This is a genomic window from Bacteroidia bacterium (assembly GCA_033391075.1).
Lineage (GTDB): Bacteria > Bacteroidota > Bacteroidia > J057 > J057 > JAWPMV01.
Map to the genome: position 1 here is coordinate 3,512,084 of JAWPMV010000001.1, position 18,830 is coordinate 3,530,913.

An 18,830-nucleotide genomic window follows, 5' to 3' on the forward strand; every position below is an offset into this window, starting at 1 on the left:
TTTTACATATTTTTCAGGGTTTTTTTGCCTATTTCACGGCTTTGACCGTGTACCCTTGTTCTTTCAGGAGGTTGATAACTCCCTTGGGTCCCCAGAGATGAGCCGCTCCAACAGCAAAAAAACTTACTTTTTCACTCATCATATTTTCCATCTTGGGAATCCAGTTTTCATTACGATTGTCGAGCATGACATCCTGATATCCTTCCATTTCAGAAGACTGCGTACTGAACTCATACAGGCCTTTGAGGTCCTGATCAACATACAGCTGAACCATTTCCTCTATTTTCCCTTTCTCAGTACCATAGGATTTTATGAATTCCACCAACATCTCGGCTTGATCTTCATAAGGGATTTTATCAAAAATGCTCATTTGATCCTCCACACTCTCCAATCCCAAAATCTCTAAAGAAGATTTCTTGGCAATTTTCATAAACTCCATCTCATAGGAAGCTGTTTTTTCTCCTAACATTTTAGGATACATGACACTCAGGGCCATAAAAGGTTTCATCTTTTCGAATAGCATCAGATTCATGCCCAGGGTATCATTGAAGAAATTGGAGACTAAGCCATAATCCTCTTCTGAAAGTAAATCCTTAAGGGATTGCCCATCTTTCATGGTAATTTTTGTCATCATCCCCATCATGGTCTTCGGGTCGTCCATATCCAGTTCCATGACGACTTGCTCTGCAGCAACCACTTTTTCCTTAGTCGTTTCAGTCATCATAAAGTCTTCTTCTGAAATGATGTGAATCGTTCCAAAAAGAAAAGAAGAAGTTTCCAATCCATTCCCGCTGATTTCCCATAACAGGCCTTGCCCTTCTTTTTCAGCTACTGCTACATCCGTTTGTCCAAAGAGAGATTGATTGAAAAGGCCCAAAAAGCCTAGAAAGATAAATTTTATAATTGTTAAGAGGTTCTTCATTTGATCTTATATAATAATTTGCCTGAGTGATATTTAGCTTAAAGTTCTTTTAATTCTGTCAGGCATTGTTTCAATTCCTGATAATGTCTTCCATAAAGTCTGCGGTAATACCAATTGGTTCCAAATATGGCAACGATTGCATAGAGCAGCATAGCGCCTCCAAACAGGAACCAGGCTTCTCCACTCAGAATAGGTTCTTCACTTCCAGTAGATAAACGTCTAACATATAAACCATAGTATCCCCCTGTAAATGCCAGGGTTGGCACCAGAAAAATAACGGCATACAGGTAGACTCGCATATAGGCTCCCATATTGCGGGTAATATTTTCCAGGGATTCCAGCAGATTGTCGGAGTGGAGGGCATTACGATTGAGGGCTTTGTATTTGTAATAGTAAAACAGCCCTGTACCCATAAACATGATACTAAAAAGAATAATCTCCCAGCTCGAAACTTCTTCTTTACGTGTCCACAACCAATATACCAGGCCCAGACCCAGCATAGCTGATGCAAGGACTTCTATAAATATATTTCGGTTAATACGGGACAAAGCCCCCTGCGAGCGTTTCTCAAGCAATACCTGTATCTGACTATGATTCAGGTACTGATCTTTAGAAAGATCGCTGGAATGAGATGACCATATTTCTTTTAGTTCCTCTAAATTCATACAAGCAAATCAGGTAAAATGAGGTAACAATATCTTTTTCAGTTTGCCTTTGATACGATTGATCTTCACGCCCACATGATTACTGGTAATCCCAATGATGGAGGCAATCTCATCATAGCTATGCTCCTCGAGATGAAGCATAATGATGGCTTTTTCCACATCGGATAGCAGTTTGATCGCTTCGTACAAAAACTTCTTTTTTTCTTCCTGTTCCCGATCGGGACCAGAAGCCGCCAGTTCGAATTCTCTTTCGGTTAGTCCCTGTTCGACTTCTCTTCTTTTTCTTTTACGCAGGCCCGATATAGCCGTATTTAAGGCTACACGATACATCCAGGTACTAATGCGGGAATCTCCTCTAAAATGAGCATACGAACGCCAGAGTTGCAGGAGAATCTCCTGAAACAAATCATTTCTATCCTGGGAACTATCGCAGTACATATTGCATACTTTATGGATAATTCCCTGGTTTTTCTCAACCAATTCTACAAATGCCTCTTTCTGCATTTCTTCCGTCATAGATCGGGGATCTTTCAAGGAAAGACTCACCCTATGTAACGTAAGTCGAAATTGTCAGGAAAAAATTACAAAAACCTAACAAAATTGTTTCAACAAGGTTTTATTCAGTACCTTTGTTCCACACGATTAAATTACATAAAAACATGGCATCTGTCACACTCAAAGGCGCACCATTTCCAATCAAGGATGATATTCCTGTGGCTGGCGTACCTGCACCTGATTTTACATTTGTGAGGTCTGATCTTAGCGAAGCGAGTCTCCTCGATGATTACAATGGTAAGATTAAAGTATTGATTGCTGTACCTAGTCTTGATACCGGGATTTGCCAAATGGAAACCCGCAAATTCAATGAAGAACTCAGTAAAAGAGAAGGGGTTCAGGGAATCGTTATTTCCAAAGACCTTCCCTTTGCGATGAATAGATTTTGTGAGACTGAGGGAATCAAGAATGTAATCATTGGTTCTGACTATAGATACAGTGATTTTATCAATGAGTACAATACCGAGATTTTGAAAGGCCCATTGAAAGGTTTGTCTGCTCGTGCAGTATTTGTTGTTGATTCAGCTGATAACATCGTTTATTCAGAGCTGGTTCCAGAGATCGCACAAGAGCCAGAATACAGCAAAGCATTAGAAGCTGTAGATGAGCTTATCTAAAAAATATCAATCAATTGAAAAAGCCAGGGCCTCAGGTTCTGGCTTTTTTTGTTTATAAAAAGTCAGTGGTAATGGCAATCAGGATAAAAGGAATGATAAAGAATACACTTATCACATAAGCGATTCCATAAAATCTGCTTTTGCGAGCATATTTCCCCAGGCCTTTAGCCAAATTTACCGGAAGTGTCCTTAATTTTTCGAAAGGAAATAAAAGAAATACACCAAATAGATTGAAGAGTAAATGGACAAAGGCACAGGCCAAAGCTGAAGCTCCCCCTTCCATTCCCAAAAATAAGGCAGCAATGATAACGGTAGAGGTTGTACCGATATTGGCTCCCATCAGGAAGTTGAAGGCTCTTTCCAGGCTTACCTTTCTGGTCGCAACCAAAGGAACCATCAGAGAGGAAGTAACTGAACTGGATTGAATCGCGGCTGTCGTCAGGAAACCCATCAATAAAGACCGAAAAGGACGTCCGAACACATATTTATTCATATTCTGCTCCCTTACGCCTACGAGCAGGTTCTTCAAAATATAAGTGAGGAGTCGAAGGGAAATGAAGAGTAAGAGCACCCCTCCAAATAATCCCATATAAGGATTGTTATTGAATAATGCGAGTATCCATTCACTGCTTTTGGTAAGTAGAGAGAGGGAGTCTGTAAATACAATCCCATTTTTTATTTCAAACCAGGAAGCGAAAAGCAAGGATGATTTTTCCAAAAATCCTGTAAAAAGCTCCAAGGGTAGTAGAATCACTACGATGAGGATATTGAAGAAATCGTGAACAGAGGCGCCGGAAACTGCTCCTTCAAATTCATCTCGATTGCCAATATGTCCCAGAGAAACTATGGTACTGGTTACAGCGGTTCCAATATTTGCACCCATGATCATGGGGATCGCATTGGCCAATGAAATTTCCCCACTTGCAACCAAAGCCACAATGATCGTGGTAATGGTAGAAGAACTCTGAATTATGGCAGTGGCAAGAATTCCAATAAATAGGGCAATGAAGGGGAAGGTGGTAATGCTTAGCAGGTTTTCGGCAATCTTTCCCCCCAAAAGGCCTAATCCGGCACTCATCAACTTGAGGGAAACCAGAAATATATAGATAGCCCCCAGCAATTTCAAGATGGTGAAGGCAATCTGACTTTTTCCTCCAGAAGCTGTTTCCAATACATGGGCATCAAGTCCAGAGTCTTCTGTATTACCTGTTGTATATGAGGATATTTCTTCGTTCTTATTCAAATTCAAATCGGCCTTAGAACATAAATTTGTCGTAGTGCCCTTTACCCTAAACATCAGATATAAGCGAAAAAAGAGGTACTCATATCCATCAGATCTATCTCTCGACAAAAGTAAGAGATATAATATTACCGTATCATTAAATTATCAGAGGGGCGTATTATAAGCCTAGCCACTCAAAGAAATCAGCTGCCGTTCGGGGCCTGAGTAATACGGTGAGAACCAAGCCCGCCAAACCTCCCCAGAGGTGTGCATCATGTCCGATTTTATCATGGGGTTTGTAAATGGCCGCATAGAAACTATAGCCCATATACCCCAATCCCAGTAACCAGCCCGGCATATCTATCAGAAAATATAAACTCAGGGTGATATCCGGTTGAATCAGAATTATACTCATGACAACGGCACTCACCCCGCCCGAAGCTCCCAGAGCACTATACATTTCATTGTCTTTCTCTGAAATCAAACGAGGAATATGACTCAGGACAACAGAACCCCAGTAAAGCACAAAAAATTGCCAGCTACCAAGAATAGACTCCAGACTGAATGCAAAGAAATAAAAGACCAGCATATTCAGGATCAAATGCATATTGCTGCCATGAATAAGGGCCGAGCTAAACAACATTTGATATTCCTTTTGGTGGACAAGTCGGTAGGGATTAAAGATAAATTTATACATCAGAACCCCATCCCGAAATGCCAGGATGCTGGTTAAAATGGTAATGATGAAAATTCCTGTCGCAACCGGAGTCTGCAAGTAGTATTGAAAAATATCCATTGGGTCTTCTCTTTCAATTCAAATGTAAGGATAAATCTGGCTTTATAGAGGATTCAATTACCTTTCAGCATGCTTTTATTCCCACTCCGCATCAGCTTCTGGCTCCTGATTCAAATCCTCTTTTATCGCATAGCTCTGAGGGGTAATTTCAAGTTCAGATTTATGCTTATAAAGGGAAGTCTTCCTCCTGCTTTGCTCGACGGTCCTTTTTAGTAAAAGGAATAATGTCCCCAGGATGACCAAAGAACAAAGTAGGCTAAGAATCGTTTTCATAACAGTAGGATATTACGTATTTTAATAGTCTGAATTATAAGAAACGACAATCTGATTCCTCTTTTCAAGAGGTTTTGGGTTCCTCTGATGAAGCTGAACGTTAATAATTAATTTAATCATGCTTTTGTCCTTATCTATCGCATTCTTTGTATTTGCTGCTCTGGTGGGAGTTCTGTATCTGATCAGAACCTACAGTCGTCCCACTGTACAGGCACAAATTTCCAGGGATGACACCAACAATGATAGTAGCCAGGATGGCGGAGGTGGCGATGGAGGGATCGACTATGATCCGGACGCTCCCCTGGATCTTCCTCCCGGGGTATACGTGCTTCCTAAGGAACCTGTTGGCATATCCGAGTGATATCCTCCCCATTTTCTTATGAATAAAAGCTCTGGACTTCTTTTTTCCTTAATCATATTCGCGAGCTGTTTCTTCAAACAGCTGGAGGCACAATCTCTATTAAATCTTCGCGGAAATCCTTTTTATATAAACGGAATCAATATCCCCTGGAACAATTTCGGCTGGGATATAGGGCTGCATCCGAGCAAAGGAGTGGGCTATGATCCCTTTTTCTTCGAAGAAGTATTTAGCAATCTTGAAGCAAAAGGAGTAAATACAGCTCGTTTCTGGCTTCACTGTGATGCAAGAGCTACTCCTGAGATCGATCAGAACTTTTTCGTCACAGGATTGGATGCTCCTTTCTTTGATCATCTGGATGACATGATCGAACGGGCCGCGAATCATAAGGTGAAATTGATCATCTGTTTGTGGAGTTTTGAATTGGCAGAAGAATTTCCGGATTTGATCCGGGATGAAGCAAGAACACAGTCCTATATTGACCAGGTGCTCATTCCCATGGTCCAGCGCTATGCAGATCGATGCAATATCCTCGCCTGGGAGATCATGAATGAACCTGAATGGACCGTCAAGAACCTAAAAAGAGGACATGAAGGCCAGGTAGAGTTAGCAGAGATTCAACGCTTTGTAGCTATGCAAACAGCAGCCATTCATGAGCATTGTGATCATTTGGTCACCCTTGGTTCTGCCAGTTTAATGTGGAATGCAAATCTCAAGGAAAATCCGAATAAAGATTTTCTGTGGTCAGACCAGGCTTTACAAAATGCCTACGACGATCCCCTCGCCTACCTGGATTTTTACCAGATCCACTTTTTCGATTGGATGAAAGAATGGGGAAAGAATTATGATCCCTTCCTCAAAGGAGCCAGTTGGTATCATTCGGATAAGCCTGTATTGATTGGAGAAACCCCTGTGGTTTCGGAGCATTATAAACCGGAGGAGATGCTAGAACGTGCCTGGCAAAATGGCTATATGGGTACTATGCTATGGTCCTATGCGGCACGAGACGGTTTGGGTTCCTGGTTTGGGACAGATGATGCATTGGGAGATTTTGCACAGAATTTCCCCTATCCGCAATTTTTGGCTGATCCCTGCACCTATTACGAACCGGATACCGAAAGTCTGGTGATGAAGGGAAATCTTCTTCAATCCGGTGAAGCCCTCTCCATTGAAGCCAATCTTATGGAGGAAGGCCCTATCCGCATATTGATCAGAGATGTTCAAGGTAGAGTAGTTTTAGATCGAAAAAGTTTCCTGCATCCGGGAAAAAATGTATTTCAATTAGGTACTCGGGTTAAGGGATCAGGATTGTATTTTCTGCAGATCAATGATGGTCCGATTAGAAAGCTGCTTTTTTATTAAGTTCGCTTCATGCAAATCGAAATCCCCACTCCTTCTATATTCAATTTCAATCACATCCTTAAACATCTGGATCGTAGTCCACAAGAGCTTTTGCACTATGTGGAGGAAGATCGGGTTTGGAAATGGGTGAAATGGAAAGGAGAAAGTGGTTTGATCTCATTTATCCACGATGGAGATCACTTTCAGCTCAATCTACACGAATATTCTTCAGGCCTGGCTGACTTGCTCCCTGAATATCTTTCCACTTGGTTTGACCTTGATCAGGACCTGGACAAGTTTTATCAATTGGTAAAAGAAGATGGGCTCCTGGCTCCTCTTAGCTCCTCTTTGTATGGCTTGCGAGTAGTTGGGGTTCACGGGCTCTTCGAAGCTCTTTCCTGGGCCATTATAGGACAACAGGTCAACCTGAGTTTCGCCTACAGCATGAAAAAGAGATTGATAGAGAATTATGGAAGCTCTTTGCTTTATAGAGATAAAAATTATTGGAGCTTTCCAGAGCCTAAAGCCATCATGCAGGCAAAAATTGAGGATTTGATGGGACTTTCCATTTCTCGTCGAAAGGCAGAGTACCTAATTGAGGTAGCCAATCAGATGGAAAAGGGAGATTTAAGCATAGAAAATCTCCAGAAATTGGGTAAAGCGGAAGAGATCGAAAAAAAATTATGTAAGATCAGAGGCATAGGTCCCTGGACAGCAAATTATGTAATGTTGAGATGCCTGAGAATCCCCTCTGCTTATCCCGTAGGAGATGCTGGATTGCAAAATGCGGTAAAGCAAAGATTGAAAATGGTTAGAAAACCCAGCTCTGAGGAATTATATTCTTTAGCAGAAAATTGGAAAGGTTGGGAAGCTTACGCAACCTTTTACCTTTGGAACGGTTTAAACAAAGAATAAGGTTTTTACCGAGCAGCACTTCCACGATCCTAATTAATCAAAACGAGCCTTCCAGCTACCTATGTCAAGAATTATATTTTTCGCCATACTGATCGGATTTTTCCTTCTGCTTGACCTCATTTCCTATTCCGGACTAAAAAGTATCATCAAGGATATCAAAAAAGCCCATTTAAGAAAAGGATTGCGGATTCTGGCCCTGGTTGCCAGCATCACCAAAATCCTGGCTGTATTTATTCTGGTGATTGTCTACGGATTCAATTATCGGGAATTTCAGGGAATAGCAGCCGTTAGCAATGCGCTTTTATTCCTTATTATGATCCCTCAACTTATTTTTGTGCTGGTCATGCTGGCAGAGGATGTTTTTCGTTTTGGGGAATGGATACTTAAGAAATTGAATTTCCTGGATAAAAAACCTGCTGCGGAAACTGAGGCAAAAGGCAATGGTATGGAAAGCAGACGTAAATTTGTAACGCAATTAGGTTTAGGTATAGCCGCTGTTCCTTTTTTAGGAGTAATGCATGGTGTAACCCGTGGCAAATATGCGTTTACTGTACGAAACGTTACCTTAAAAATACCAGAGTTGCCACAAGCTTTCCATGGATTTAAGCTGGCTCAGATATCGGATATCCATTCCGGGAGTTTTGATGATCCGGAGAAAGTCTTTAAGGGAATAGAGCTAGTAAATGAGCAAAAAGCTGACCTCATCGCCTTTACAGGAGATCTGGTAAACAATCGGGCAAGCGAAATTGAGCCCTGGATAGATGCCTTCAATGTACTCAATGCTCCCTTTGGCAAATACTCTATTTTGGGCAATCACGATTATGGTCATTATGTAGACTGGCCCTCCAAACAAGATGAAGTTGATAACCTCAATCGCTTGAAAGAAAACCATGCGAAGATGGGCTTTCAACTCTTGCAAAACGAAAACCGCATTCTTGAAAAGGACGGAGACAAAATCGCCTTGCTGGGGGTAGAGAATTGGGGAAAAGGTGGATTTCCTAAATATGGTGATTTGGATCAAGCCCTGACAGGTGTAGAAGAACTACCTGTGAAAGTGCTTCTTTCCCATGATCCCTCTCACTGGGACCAAAAGGTACTGGACCACAAGCAAAAAATCCATTTGACTCTATCGGGTCATACCCATGGCATGCAATTCGGTATTGAAATTCCCGGGATCAAATGGAGCCCGGTTAAATACCGCTACCCCAGATGGGCAGGTCTTTATCAGGAAGCCGAACAATACTTATATGTCAACAGAGGATTTGGATTCCTTGCCTTTCCTGGACGAGTGGGAATATGGCCCGAAGTAACCGTAATAGAATTGCAACAGGCCTAAAAACTATTTAATCAGGACCAATTCCAGCCTACGATTGATCGGATCATTCTCCTTTTTGAGGGGATTGTTATTGGCAAATCCATCAAAGCTAAGACGCTCTTCTGGCACTCCTCTTTCGATCAATTTTCGATAGATACAGCGCGCCCTTATATCTGAAAGGGTGAGAAAATCTTCCGCAAAAGGTCCGGAATAATAATCGTTCTCATTCAAATCGATATGTCCATATATTTCCAGTTTCGCCCCTGGATACGCTCCCAGCAATTTGGTTAAATCATCCAGTTCTGCTTCTGCCTCTTTATTGAGTTTGGGTGAATTGTAGGGAAAACGGGCATGATCCATAATGTAAACGGGAGATTTTCCACTAGCTCCTCCTGCTAAGAATGCTTCCATTTTCGCCAGGATAGAATTAGTAGGGAAGCCAAATTTTCCCAGGCCTGTAGCAGCACCGGCATCCGAACTTGCCCTTAAATCTTCGGTTTCTTCTTTTCCTTCTGATTCAGAACTTTCATCTGAAGTTTCTCCAACCCCCTCTTTTCGCAGAATTTCGTCTCCCTCTGACTTATTAGCGATGGATTCCTCTTTTTCCTCTTCCCCTTCTATCATTCCGTCCTCGCTAGATGATGCAGAAGAAGTACTACTCTCCGCTCCCTCCGTAGAAGAAATGACAGGTCTATTATTCGGATCTTCCTTAACGGGACTTACAGCAGCCTCTTCACCACAAGATCTAGCCAACCAAATCAGCAGCATGATCAAGGCCGCAACCAATAGCCAGGGCAAAATCTTTGACCAGGAAAATCCTGAATCACTCTTATCCGCTTTTTCTTCCTCCTCTGCTTCCGGCTCTGGCTCGTCTTTGAGGTCGATATGGTCAGGAACATGTGTATGCACATCTGATTTGTCCGCACTCCCATCCAGGATTCCTATTCCATCACCACCCGGAGGGATAATTACAGGAGGTAATTCATTTTCTTCAGATTCTCTACCTACTTCAATTTTGAAGCTTTCGTCCAGATTATCCGTATTCAGGCTTACGCCATATTCGGCTGCATATCGGGGAATTTGAATCCTAAGCCAGGCGATGATTGCATCGATATCCAGAGCCGAATCAAAGAATTTACTCCTGCCGATTTCTTGTCGGTTACCTGCACGAATAATGAAGTAAGGCTTGCCATCCGCTTCTCTTTTTTCAAAGCGATTTGCAAGTCCCGCATTTCTGATCAATGACTTGATCCCATTATCTCGAGAACGAGTACTCGAATAGCCTTCACTGAATAGTAAAGCTTCTCCTTCTTCATTGTTGAAATGGAAATAATGTAAACCTTCCGCGCCTTTGAAGGCATCGAAACCTACTTTTGTACTTCCCCCTTTTTGATCCAAAATGTACTGATTTACAGCTTTTTTAGGAGCCTTGGGAGGTTCTGGATACTTTTTTTCGAAAGAAGGAGCTTTTTCCTGTATAAAGGAAACGGCTGTTTGGGCACTTGCTTCATCCGGAAAGGTCCCACTTCTGGCAATTTCTTTTCCATTACTGCCTTTCAGAATAAAATAGCTTCCTCCGGCATCTGCGATGATTTCGTATTTCCGTGGATTCCTGGATTGCTTGATGATCGCCCGAATCCGTTTGTCTCGCTGAGTCTCGGTATTAAAGGAACGACTATACAAAATAGGAGTCCCTTGCTCATTGTTGAACAGGAAATAGTGTTTATTATTTTTCTTACTCTTGAGCGTATGAAATCCTAATTTTTTGGAGCGGGCCAGTAAGCTAAAGTCATAAAGTTCGGCGAAGTTTATCTCCTTGGGCAGGCTTGGCATCCGTCGGTTTGTCCGCTGTCTCCGCATATTAACCTCAAAGGAGGTATTGTCATTTGCTTGTGTGCGGAGTCTTTGAATTTTCTCACTCAAGTCATTTTCTGAATCGAATTCCAGACTTTTCATCCATAATTCACCCGCTTCATCCTTGAGTTCGAAATAAAACCTGCCATTCTCCTCCTGAAGATTGATGGCATCAGGGTCGCGAATTTGATCTACAAATCCCCGTATACTGGCGACACAATTTTCTCGATTTTGAAAAACAGGACTATCCAGAATAGCTTCACCTGCTTCATTCTGTACCTGAAATAAAAACTTTCCTTCTGCTTGAGGAATTAGGCTGAATTGCATAGTGTGTAATAGTTTCTAATAGAAGTGCAGGTTATGACATCTAAAAACAAAAAATTGTCTTATTTACAAAATTCAAGGGCAGTTTTTCTCAAAATTTCAGTACAATCTACAACTGATTGAAAATCTACATATTCAACTGCGCCATGTAATCCCTTTCCGCTTGGCCCAAAAATAACAGAAGGAATGCCTGCCTGAGAAAGTAGAGCAGCATCTGTCCAAAAGCCTATACCGCCGTGTTGAGCTGCTTTTCCAAGACTTTGCTCGAAACATTGATCTAGTAGTTTGACAATTTCGGCCTCTTTGGAAACCTCCAAGGGATGCCGTTCAACATCCATTTCATAGTCAACTTTCAAGTCCGGATATGCGACTATCGCACGGGCAATGACTTCTTTCAACTGTTCCTCAACAAAAGCTCTATCTTCTCCCGGCAAGGTTCTCCATTCTACACTTAGTTCACAAAGATGTGGATATACGCTGATCTCTGTTCCTCCTTTGATAATGGAAGCATGTAAAGAAGGTCTCCCCAGTAAAGGATGACTCCTTTTAGGCAATTCTTCATTTTCCCATTTGAGCAATTCCTGTAAAAGGTAAGAAGCCTCTAAAATTGCATCTTTCCCAACTTCAGGACGACTTCCGTGAGCCGCTTTTCCATGAACCTTCAAATTTGTCCAGACAAAGCCTTTATGAGCAAGCATCACCTGCATATCTGTAGGTTCGGTAACGATGGCAGCATCTGCTCGAAAATCCTCCAAAAGCTTTTCGGTCCCTTTACTCAAAAACTCCTCATCCCCTACACAAGCTACAATCAAATCTCCTTTCAACTGCTCACCAGATTCCGCAATTATTTTCGTTGCCTGGATCATGGCTGCCACTCCACTTTTCATGTCCATGCTGCCTCTTCCGTAGACCTTACCATCTTTGAATTCTCCGCCGAAAGGATCGATGTCCATGTCTGTAATTCCAACCGTATCAATATGTCCATTGAACAGTAAGCTCTTAGCTCCTCCACTCCCTCTCAAGATGCCTATGGCATTTTTTCGCCCATCTGCAAAGGTCTGATATTGTACCTCCAAGCCAAAGGATGCCATATATGCCCCCAAATAAGTGGCCAGTTGACTTTCGCCACTGCCTTCTTGAGAAAGACTAGGATTTACGGATTCAATACGAATCATCTCCTGCAGGAGATGGAGGAGTTCATTGGAATATGAGCTGGTCATCTATTTCAAATATTTTTCAAAAGTTAAAAAAATACCTGAAGCAGAGGTGAAGTATTTATGAAATGATTGCAGGGAAAGGGGAAAATGAAATTATCCTCTCAGCTTATCCAGGAGTTCGTTGAGTCGATCAGCTTCATCCTGACTTAGGTTGCTCAGGATTCCGTCCAATTTGCCCTGAACTCCATCTATTTGTGTAAGAAGATCGAGGCCTGCATTACTGATGACCACATCTACCAGTCGTTTGTCTGCCTTACAAATTTTCCTTTCCACCAAATCTTTCTTCAACAATCGATCGATAATGCGAGAGACGTCAGACATCCTGTCCAACATACGACTTCGGATATCGGAAGTAGAAACAGGTTTGGGATGTTGTCCCCGTAAAATCCGTAAGACATTATATTGTTGCAGGGTTACTCCAAAGGGTTTAAGTGACTCCTTCTGAATTTGATTCATCCAGTTGTGAGTAAAAAAGAGATTTACTGCTACTTTTTGGTAGACACTTTTAAAAGGAGTCTTCTGTTTAATAGCCTCTTCTAGTTTCATTGAATGTCCTTCCTGTTTATTTTTCTTCACAAATATATTGTAAAATCTTAATACATGTTTAACCATCAAAAGACTAACTTTGTTGGTGAAATAATTTTGATGGCAAGCCTATTGCTATATAGCTGCTGAAGATGGAAGGACAGATGTCGGAGAATGGACATCATATTCCTGAATTTATGGGGATATTGCTTTAATTTGCAGCAGTTTAGAAATTCACAGAACATAACAATCAACCCACATATGAAATTTTTTATTGATACCGCTAACCTTGATGACATCCGGGAAGCCAATCAAATGGGCGTATTAGATGGCGTTACGACCAATCCTTCTCTTATGGCTAAAGAGGGAATCACTGATGTAATGGGACATTATAAGCGAATTTGTGAAGAAGTAGATGGCGATGTAAGTGCGGAAGTAATCTCCACAGATTATGAAGGGATTGTAAGGGAAGGAAGAGAATTGGTGAAAATCCACCCCAATATCACAGTTAAAATTCCTATGATCAAGGAAGGCGTAAAAGCGATACGTACCCTTTCCTCAGAAGGCATCAAGATCAATACTACTTTAATCTTTAATCCTATCCAGGCCCTGGTAGCAGCTAAGGCGGGTTCAAAATACGTGAGTCCTTTTATTGGAAGGTTGGATGATATCGGTCAGGAAGGAATGGACTTGATTCGTGAAATTCGTGAAATCTTTGATAATTACGGAACTGAAACTATGATTTTGGCTGCAAGTATCCGTCATAATCAACACCTGCGCGCCTGTGCACTTGCCGGAGCTGATGTAGCGACTATGCCTTTGAAAGTAATAGATGGTATGATCAAGCATCCACTTACGGATAAAGGCCTTGCAAAATTTCTTGCAGATCATGCAAAAATGAAAGAAGCGGTACAATAGGTATTCCTATAAAATAAAGAAGCTCCACCTTGGTGGGGCTTTTTTTTTGTCTGTGGGGCAGAATTTGGAATAGAAGTAGAAGTAGAAGTACAAATTCAAGTTTCAAGTTCAAATTCAGCTGGGTGAAAGGAAGGAAATTCACCACCCTTTGTCATTGCGAGTCCTTATGAAGGGCGAAGCAATCTCCTTGACTTCGAAAGCATTATTTGAATTAAGGGGATTGCTTCGCTCAGGATTAGAGCTCGCAATGACAGCTTTGCTGGTTGAGTTTTCGCAATGACAGCTTTGCTGGTTGAGTTTTCGAAATGACAGCTTTGCTGATTGGGTTTTCGCAATGACAGCTTTGCTGGTTGAGTTTTCGCAATGACAGCTTTGCTGATTGGGTTATCACAATGAAAGCTTCGCTGTTTCAATTACTCTGGCCCAAAAAGAATGAAAGAGAAACACTTACGTATCTCTCTCTCATTAGGCGGCTAAATTAAGGATAGCTCAAGAAATCTGATGGCTCAGTCCTGAGCTATTTGTTGGAAAAAATCTTATTAAGATGTAGATAAATTATTTATTTGAATATTTCGTAATTTACCAATGCAAAAATAAACAAGTATTTGATATTTGCCAATCTTATTTATCAACATTTAAATACTAAACGTTTCTTTAGCTCCTTTATTTCATCCCACTAAAATCTTTTCCTCCCCTCTCCTATTCATACGCAAAAAATAAACCAGAAAGAAAAACAGTCTGAAATGCAACCTTTTACAAAACTTTCAGTATAAATTGAAAGTACTGAACGCTTAATCTCAATATCATGACTCTCACCCTCGGCACCTACCTCATCTATATCCTACTCAGCTTGTTACTGACTCTTTTTGTAGGAAACATACTTGGCAAAACAGGCAAAGTTTTTTTCCAAGACTACTTCAGAGAGAATGAAAATCTTGCAGAAAATATCAATCGTCTAGCCCTGCTCGGCTTCTATTTGCTCAATATTGGATACATAAGCCTTACCGCCCATAGTGGAATTGCTATTCGTGACTATGAGCACATGTTTGAAGTACTCAGTTATAAGATCGGGATAAACCTGCTGGTACTGGCTGGATTCTACTTATTTGATCTCTGGATGATGCTTCGGATGCGCAATAGAAAAAAGCGGATAGAGGATTATATCCACCTGGCAAAATAAGGGATTGGGATTTTTCACAAATCCTATTTGTTATCTCTCTGATGTATAGTATTTTTGCGGCCAGATAACAAATACAATATATATGAAACTTCACGAGTACCAGGCCAAAGAATTGATCAAATCCTATGGTGTACCCATCCAGGAAGGGGTAGTTGCCACCACTGTTGATGAAGCGGTAGCTGCCGCGGAGAACCTTTACGATAGTCCAGACGGACAATTTTTCGTAGTAAAAGCCCAGATTCATGCGGGTGGACGCGGAAAAGGAGTCGTGAAAGAAACAGGTGCAAATGGGGTTGTTGTAGCGAAAGGAGTTGAGGGAGTAAAAGAAATCGCAGGTAAAATCCTCGGAGGAACCCTGGTTACCAAACAAAATAAAGCTACGGGCGGAAGTGTAGTAAACAAAATCCTTATTGCTCAGGATATGTACTACCCCGGCGAAAGCGAAAGAGAAGAATTTTATTTTAGCATCACCCTGGATAGAAATACCAGCAAAGATGTGATTATTGCTTCTAGTGAAGGAGGAGTAAATATTGAAGAAGTTGCTGAGGAAAATCCTGACGCAATTGTCAAAGAATGGATTGACCCTGCAGTAGGTCTTCAGGCATTTCAGGCAAGAAAGCTTGCTTATGCTTTAGGACTTTCTGGAGTAGCCTTCAAAAATGGGGTGAAGTTCATCATGAAGCTATACAATGCCTATAAAGGTACGGATGCTGACATGTTGGAGATCAACCCCATGTTCAAAACTGCCGACGACAAAGTAGTAGCAGTTGATTGTAAATTGAGTATTGATGGTAATGCATTGTACCGCCACAAGGATTTCGCAGAATTAAGAGATACTGCTGAAGAAGATCCTTTGGAAGTAGAAGCTTCAAAATACCACCTCAACTATATCAAACTGGATGGAAATGTAGGATGTATGGTGAATGGAGCTGGATTGGCCATGGCTACTATGGACATGATCAAATTGAGTGGAGGTGATCCTGCCAACTTCCTGGACGTAGGGGGTGGAGCAAGTGCTGAAACCGTAGAGCAAGGTTTCCGCATCATCCTCAAAGATCCCAATGTAAAAGCTATCCTCGTAAATATCTTTGGTGGAATCGTTCGCTGTGATCGTGTTGCCAATGGAGTTGTGGAAGCATACAAGAACATCGGTGAGATTCCTGTTCCGATCATCGTAAGACTTCAAGGCACCAATGCAGAATTGGGTGCTAAAATCATCGATGAGTCTGGACTTAAAGTTGCCTCTGCCATCACTTTAGCAGAAGCTGCAGATAGAGTAAAAGAAGCTTTGGCCTAAGCGTAGCTTTTAAAATATAAAAAAGCCTTCACCACTGGTGGAGGCTTTTTTTATTACACAATATCTGTCATCTCAACTTACAAATCCCTTGTCATACCGACCTTACGGAGGGACCTACATACGATTCCATATAATTTAGTTGCTACTACTTCGCTCAGCCTGACAAGGAGGTCCGGCCTACTAGCAGATGATAGCAATCGTCTGATTCAATCTGCTCCAAAACATCCCTAGGCGAAACTGCTATCCTCGCCCTTCGATCAAATCACAGACCTAACCTTATGCCTTGGGAAACTGTGCGAATAAAATCCTGCCGGTCAGCAGTCTCATATTATTATGGATATTCAAATCCATTTTTCGACGCTTATTGAAAAGCCAGATAAAGGGATATAGCCAAAGCAGCCAACGAGAAGTATTTTGTCTTTTATCCACTTCTATTCTCCCCAATTTCAATCCATTTCTGATGGCCAAATAGTGATACTGATCCAGGGTGAGAGAAGCAACATGCTGCAACCCATCATTATTGCGCAATTGCAAGGGTTTGAAGCTATAGAAGAAGCCGGAAAAGAGAAAGCGCCAGCGAGATTTCAGTGAAAGGATATTGGGTGTAGATATAACCAGACTACCTCCCGGCTTAAGTATTCTGCTACATTCAGAGAAAAAGACCTCATGGTCGAGAATATGCTCCATCACCTCTATGGCAATGATGATATCGAAGGTTTCCGCTTCATAGGGTAAAGGTTCTGTCAAATCAGCCTTTTTACATTCTACCTGATCATAGTAGAAAATCTCAGGAAAAAGATCACAAGCCGAAACCTGATAGCCTTCTTCATGCAGCTTTTTGGTAAAGGCTCCATGTCCTGCACCCACATCCAGGACATGGATGTCCGTTTTGTTTTGGGTCAGGTCTTTAAAAAATGGATAGAATCGATCATGTACCTGTGGGATGGCAATAGGTTTGATCTCTTTTGTTACCCCGCTTGATTGGCTCATTTTTCTTTTAATTTGGCTAAGGCCTGCAAATATATGCAGCATTTAAGAACTCAGACCCATAATCTGAGAAAAAGTATGACAATTATTCCTGTGATTGCCAGCAGAAAGAAACCAAAACCCGCCATAAACTCAAGCTTAACCTGCTTGCTCCAAAGAGCAGCTATCAAAATCAAGCCGAGATACAGGAGAAAACCTGGTCCACCAAAGAGGCTTTGATTGGGATCAATCCAACTTTCACCCTGACGGCAGGCCTTGTTTAATTCAACGGCAGTAAGAATCCCAAAGAAATTTCCTCTTCGAATATTTAGTACTTTATCTGGATCTATACATTCCTCAAAAGCCGCATTTACTCTAAAACTCTCCTCCCCCATCTGGTAATGTGAATAGAACTTGCCACTTTCCTCCAACTTCATTCCCAAATAAACCACGGATTGATCTCTGATCTCATTTGCAAACCAACCTTCCGCGAGGATCAGGATAAAAAAGACTGCCAGGGGAATGGAAATGATCCGTAGTCCTAGCCTGACTTTATCAAAAAAAGATGCTTCCCGTTCCATCTCTCTTTTTTTCCGTTGGCCTGCAGGACTCGCCCAATACCTCCGCCTCATTTCTTCATGATCCACATTTTCTGCACGCATATCTGGCCCGGGACGTCTGGGGCCACTCGGAGCACCTGAAATAATATCCCCGGCACTTCTCCTCAAATCATACATCTTCCGCTTGAGAGGATCACTCAAGGTTTCATGGGCAGCATTGATTGCGACAAACTGTTTGTGAGCATCCGGATCAGGATTGGTGTCCGGATGGTATTTCATAGCCAGTTCTCGGTAGGCAGCTTTTATCTCAGCAGAAGTGGCCGTTTCGCTGAGTCCAAGGAGGTCATATAGCGTAAAGTTATCTGGCAATGTCGGTTTAAGGCTAAATCGTTTTTTAAAAGGTAATCGAAAGGAAAGCGATAAATAGAATGATCAGAAAAAATCCCATAGCCCCAGTCGCTTCTTTCTTAGATTTTGAAATCCAAAGGATGCTGACCAGGCCCAATACCATATAGGATAAGGGTTTGGCTCTATCTGGATCATTGTCGAATTGGCGGAAAGGGAAAAACAAATCATATATAACTAATAATGCAATCGGGATAGAAAGAAACAAAAGAATTTTGGAAAGTAGCTTGACCCACTTATTTGCATCTTCATATTCTTTCCGTTTGCGCTGACCTGCAGGACTGTTCCAATAGGCTCTTCTAATTTCTTCTTGTGTCATCTGGTCTGCCGAAGCTGGACCTGAAGCTGGTCTTGTCTTTTGGACGTTGAGAATAGCCCCACCCTTTCGACTTAAATCATAGACTTTTCGCTTAAAAGGATCCTTTAATGTCCTGTAAGCGGTATTTATCACCTGAAATTGTTGCTTGGCATCCGGATCGGGATTGGTATCCGGATGGTATTTCTTGGCAAGCTTACGGTAGGAGAGCTTGATTTCTTCCTGGCTAGCCTTTTCACTGACTCCAAGAAGCTCGTATAAATTGAAATTTGCAGGCAATTCACTAAGA

20 protein-coding genes are annotated in these 18,830 nt (G+C 41.7%); 8 read left to right on the forward strand and 12 right to left on the reverse strand.

Translation table 11 applies throughout. The features are described 5' to 3' along the window. Nucleotides 1-28: 28 nt before the first annotated feature. From R8P61_14075 to R8P61_14085, 3 genes are read right to left on the reverse strand one after another with little or no spacing between them, the layout of a single operon-like run. Entirely contained in the window at nt 29-922 is an 894-nt protein-coding gene (locus R8P61_14075; GenBank protein ID MDW3648191.1) for a TraB/GumN family protein, read from the reverse strand. 38 nt (nt 923-960) lie between these two features. Then, a complete protein-coding gene (locus tag R8P61_14080) occupies nt 961-1,587 on the reverse strand; it encodes a hypothetical protein (protein ID MDW3648192.1) in 627 nt (208 codons plus the stop codon). Between the two features lie 9 nt (nt 1,588-1,596). Then, a complete protein-coding gene (locus R8P61_14085; GenBank protein MDW3648193.1) occupies nt 1,597-2,103 on the reverse strand; it encodes a sigma-70 family RNA polymerase sigma factor in 507 nt (168 codons plus the stop codon). A gap of 143 nt (nt 2,104-2,246) precedes the next feature. On the opposite strand from R8P61_14085, the gene tpx reads away from it, so the two are divergent. Continuing rightward, nucleotides 2,247-2,759: a thiol peroxidase gene (gene tpx, locus R8P61_14090; protein MDW3648194.1), complete on the forward strand. Its 513-nt coding sequence runs from the start codon at nt 2,247-2,249 to the stop codon at nt 2,757-2,759. 52 nt (nt 2,760-2,811) lie between these two features. Here the strand turns inward: tpx and R8P61_14095 are convergent, their stop codons facing one another. The 3 genes from R8P61_14095 to R8P61_14105 form a co-directional block, all read right to left on the reverse strand. Next, complete coding sequence (locus R8P61_14095) at nt 2,812-4,002, reverse strand: Na/Pi symporter (GenBank protein ID MDW3648195.1); 1,191 nt, start codon at nt 4,000-4,002, stop codon at nt 2,812-2,814. Between the two features lie 157 nt (nt 4,003-4,159). Next, nucleotides 4,160-4,777, reverse strand: a complete 618-nt coding sequence (locus tag R8P61_14100; GenBank protein ID MDW3648196.1) for a rhomboid family intramembrane serine protease — start codon at nt 4,775-4,777, stop codon at nt 4,160-4,162. Between the two features lie 75 nt (nt 4,778-4,852). Continuing rightward, nucleotides 4,853-5,050 carry a hypothetical protein gene (locus tag R8P61_14105; protein MDW3648197.1) on the reverse strand — a complete coding sequence of 66 codons (198 nt, stop codon included), beginning with the start codon at nt 5,048-5,050 and terminating at the stop codon, nt 4,853-4,855. 118 nt (nt 5,051-5,168) lie between these two features. Between R8P61_14105 and R8P61_14110 the strand changes: the two genes are divergently transcribed. From R8P61_14110 to R8P61_14125, 4 genes are all read left to right on the forward strand, one after another. Beyond that, nucleotides 5,169-5,411, forward strand: coding sequence for a hypothetical protein (locus R8P61_14110; GenBank protein MDW3648198.1), 243 nt, complete (start codon nt 5,169-5,171; stop codon nt 5,409-5,411). 18 nt (nt 5,412-5,429) lie between these two features. Continuing rightward, nucleotides 5,430-6,770, forward strand: a complete 1,341-nt coding sequence (locus R8P61_14115; GenBank protein MDW3648199.1) for a cellulase family glycosylhydrolase — start codon at nt 5,430-5,432, stop codon at nt 6,768-6,770. A gap of 9 nt (nt 6,771-6,779) precedes the next feature. After that, a complete protein-coding gene (locus R8P61_14120; GenBank protein MDW3648200.1) occupies nt 6,780-7,664 on the forward strand; it encodes a DNA-3-methyladenine glycosylase in 885 nt (294 codons plus the stop codon). 61 nt (nt 7,665-7,725) lie between these two features. Further along, a complete protein-coding gene (locus tag R8P61_14125; GenBank protein MDW3648201.1) occupies nt 7,726-9,000 on the forward strand; it encodes a metallophosphoesterase in 1,275 nt (424 codons plus the stop codon). Nucleotides 9,001-9,003: 3 nt separating this feature from the next. Here the strand turns inward: R8P61_14125 and R8P61_14130 are convergent, their stop codons facing one another. The 3 genes from R8P61_14130 to R8P61_14140 form a co-directional block, all read right to left on the reverse strand. After that, the gene (locus R8P61_14130; protein ID MDW3648202.1) at nt 9,004-11,160 is read right to left on the reverse strand and encodes a DUF1508 domain-containing protein; all 2,157 of its coding nucleotides are present in this window, start codon (nt 11,158-11,160) and stop codon (nt 9,004-9,006) included. Nucleotides 11,161-11,219: 59 nt separating this feature from the next. Then, nucleotides 11,220-12,377: an ArgE/DapE family deacylase gene (locus tag R8P61_14135; GenBank protein ID MDW3648203.1), complete on the reverse strand. Its 1,158-nt coding sequence runs from the start codon at nt 12,375-12,377 to the stop codon at nt 11,220-11,222. Nucleotides 12,378-12,467: 90 nt separating this feature from the next. Beyond that, nucleotides 12,468-12,920 (reverse strand): MarR family transcriptional regulator, encoded by a 453-nt coding sequence (locus tag R8P61_14140; GenBank protein ID MDW3648204.1) that lies wholly within the window; start codon nt 12,918-12,920, stop codon nt 12,468-12,470. 240 nt (nt 12,921-13,160) lie between these two features. On the opposite strand from R8P61_14140, the gene fsa reads away from it, so the two are divergent. From fsa to sucC, 3 genes are all read left to right on the forward strand, one after another. Further along, nucleotides 13,161-13,817 (forward strand): fructose-6-phosphate aldolase, encoded by a 657-nt coding sequence (gene fsa / locus R8P61_14145; protein ID MDW3648205.1) that lies wholly within the window; start codon nt 13,161-13,163, stop codon nt 13,815-13,817. Nucleotides 13,818-14,622: 805 nt separating this feature from the next. Beyond that, nucleotides 14,623-14,997: a hypothetical protein gene (locus tag R8P61_14150; protein ID MDW3648206.1), complete on the forward strand. Its 375-nt coding sequence runs from the start codon at nt 14,623-14,625 to the stop codon at nt 14,995-14,997. 82 nt (nt 14,998-15,079) lie between these two features. Further along, nucleotides 15,080-16,294, forward strand: coding sequence for an ADP-forming succinate--CoA ligase subunit beta (sucC, locus tag R8P61_14155; GenBank protein ID MDW3648207.1), 1,215 nt, complete (start codon nt 15,080-15,082; stop codon nt 16,292-16,294). Between the two features lie 276 nt (nt 16,295-16,570). Here sucC and R8P61_14160 read toward each other — a convergent pair whose 3' ends face one another. From R8P61_14160 to R8P61_14170, 3 genes are read right to left on the reverse strand one after another with little or no spacing between them, the layout of a single operon-like run. After that, entirely contained in the window at nt 16,571-17,284 is a 714-nt protein-coding gene (locus R8P61_14160; GenBank protein ID MDW3648208.1) for a class I SAM-dependent methyltransferase, read from the reverse strand. A 50-nt stretch (nt 17,285-17,334) separates the two neighbouring features. Beyond that, nucleotides 17,335-18,189 (reverse strand): DnaJ domain-containing protein, encoded by an 855-nt coding sequence (locus R8P61_14165; GenBank protein ID MDW3648209.1) that lies wholly within the window; start codon nt 18,187-18,189, stop codon nt 17,335-17,337. Nucleotides 18,190-18,214: 25 nt separating this feature from the next. Next, complete coding sequence (locus tag R8P61_14170) at nt 18,215-18,820, reverse strand: DnaJ domain-containing protein (GenBank protein ID MDW3648210.1); 606 nt, start codon at nt 18,818-18,820, stop codon at nt 18,215-18,217. Nucleotides 18,821-18,830 lie beyond the last annotated feature (10 nt).

Bases quoted from the DNA above. Each gene is read 5' to 3' on its own strand.
- R8P61_14160 (MDW3648208.1), bottom strand. From the start codon at position 17,284: ATGAGCCAATCAAGCGGGGTAACAAAAGAGATCAAACCTATTGCCATC.
- fsa (MDW3648205.1), top strand. From the start codon at position 13,161: ATGAAATTTTTTATTGATACCGCTAACCTTGATGACATCCGGGAAGCC.
- R8P61_14135 (MDW3648203.1), bottom strand. From the start codon at position 12,377: ATGACCAGCTCATATTCCAATGAACTCCTCCATCTCCTGCAGGAGATG.
- R8P61_14100 (MDW3648196.1), bottom strand. From the start codon at position 4,777: ATGGATATTTTTCAATACTACTTGCAGACTCCGGTTGCGACAGGAATT.
- R8P61_14115 (MDW3648199.1), top strand. From the start codon at position 5,430: ATGAATAAAAGCTCTGGACTTCTTTTTTCCTTAATCATATTCGCGAGC.
- R8P61_14105 (MDW3648197.1), bottom strand. From the start codon at position 5,050: ATGAAAACGATTCTTAGCCTACTTTGTTCTTTGGTCATCCTGGGGACA.
- R8P61_14080 (MDW3648192.1), bottom strand. From the start codon at position 1,587: ATGAATTTAGAGGAACTAAAAGAAATATGGTCATCTCATTCCAGCGAT.
- R8P61_14130 (MDW3648202.1), bottom strand. From the start codon at position 11,160: ATGCAATTCAGCCTAATTCCTCAAGCAGAAGGAAAGTTTTTATTTCAG.
- R8P61_14085 (MDW3648193.1), bottom strand. From the start codon at position 2,103: ATGACGGAAGAAATGCAGAAAGAGGCATTTGTAGAATTGGTTGAGAAA.
- R8P61_14140 (MDW3648204.1), bottom strand. From the start codon at position 12,920: ATGAAACTAGAAGAGGCTATTAAACAGAAGACTCCTTTTAAAAGTGTC.
- R8P61_14150 (MDW3648206.1), top strand. From the start codon at position 14,623: ATGACTCTCACCCTCGGCACCTACCTCATCTATATCCTACTCAGCTTG.
- tpx (MDW3648194.1), top strand. From the start codon at position 2,247: ATGGCATCTGTCACACTCAAAGGCGCACCATTTCCAATCAAGGATGAT.
- R8P61_14125 (MDW3648201.1), top strand. From the start codon at position 7,726: ATGTCAAGAATTATATTTTTCGCCATACTGATCGGATTTTTCCTTCTG.
- R8P61_14075 (MDW3648191.1), bottom strand. From the start codon at position 922: ATGAAGAACCTCTTAACAATTATAAAATTTATCTTTCTAGGCTTTTTG.
- R8P61_14110 (MDW3648198.1), top strand. From the start codon at position 5,169: ATGCTTTTGTCCTTATCTATCGCATTCTTTGTATTTGCTGCTCTGGTG.
- R8P61_14120 (MDW3648200.1), top strand. From the start codon at position 6,780: ATGCAAATCGAAATCCCCACTCCTTCTATATTCAATTTCAATCACATC.
- sucC (MDW3648207.1), top strand. From the start codon at position 15,080: ATGAAACTTCACGAGTACCAGGCCAAAGAATTGATCAAATCCTATGGT.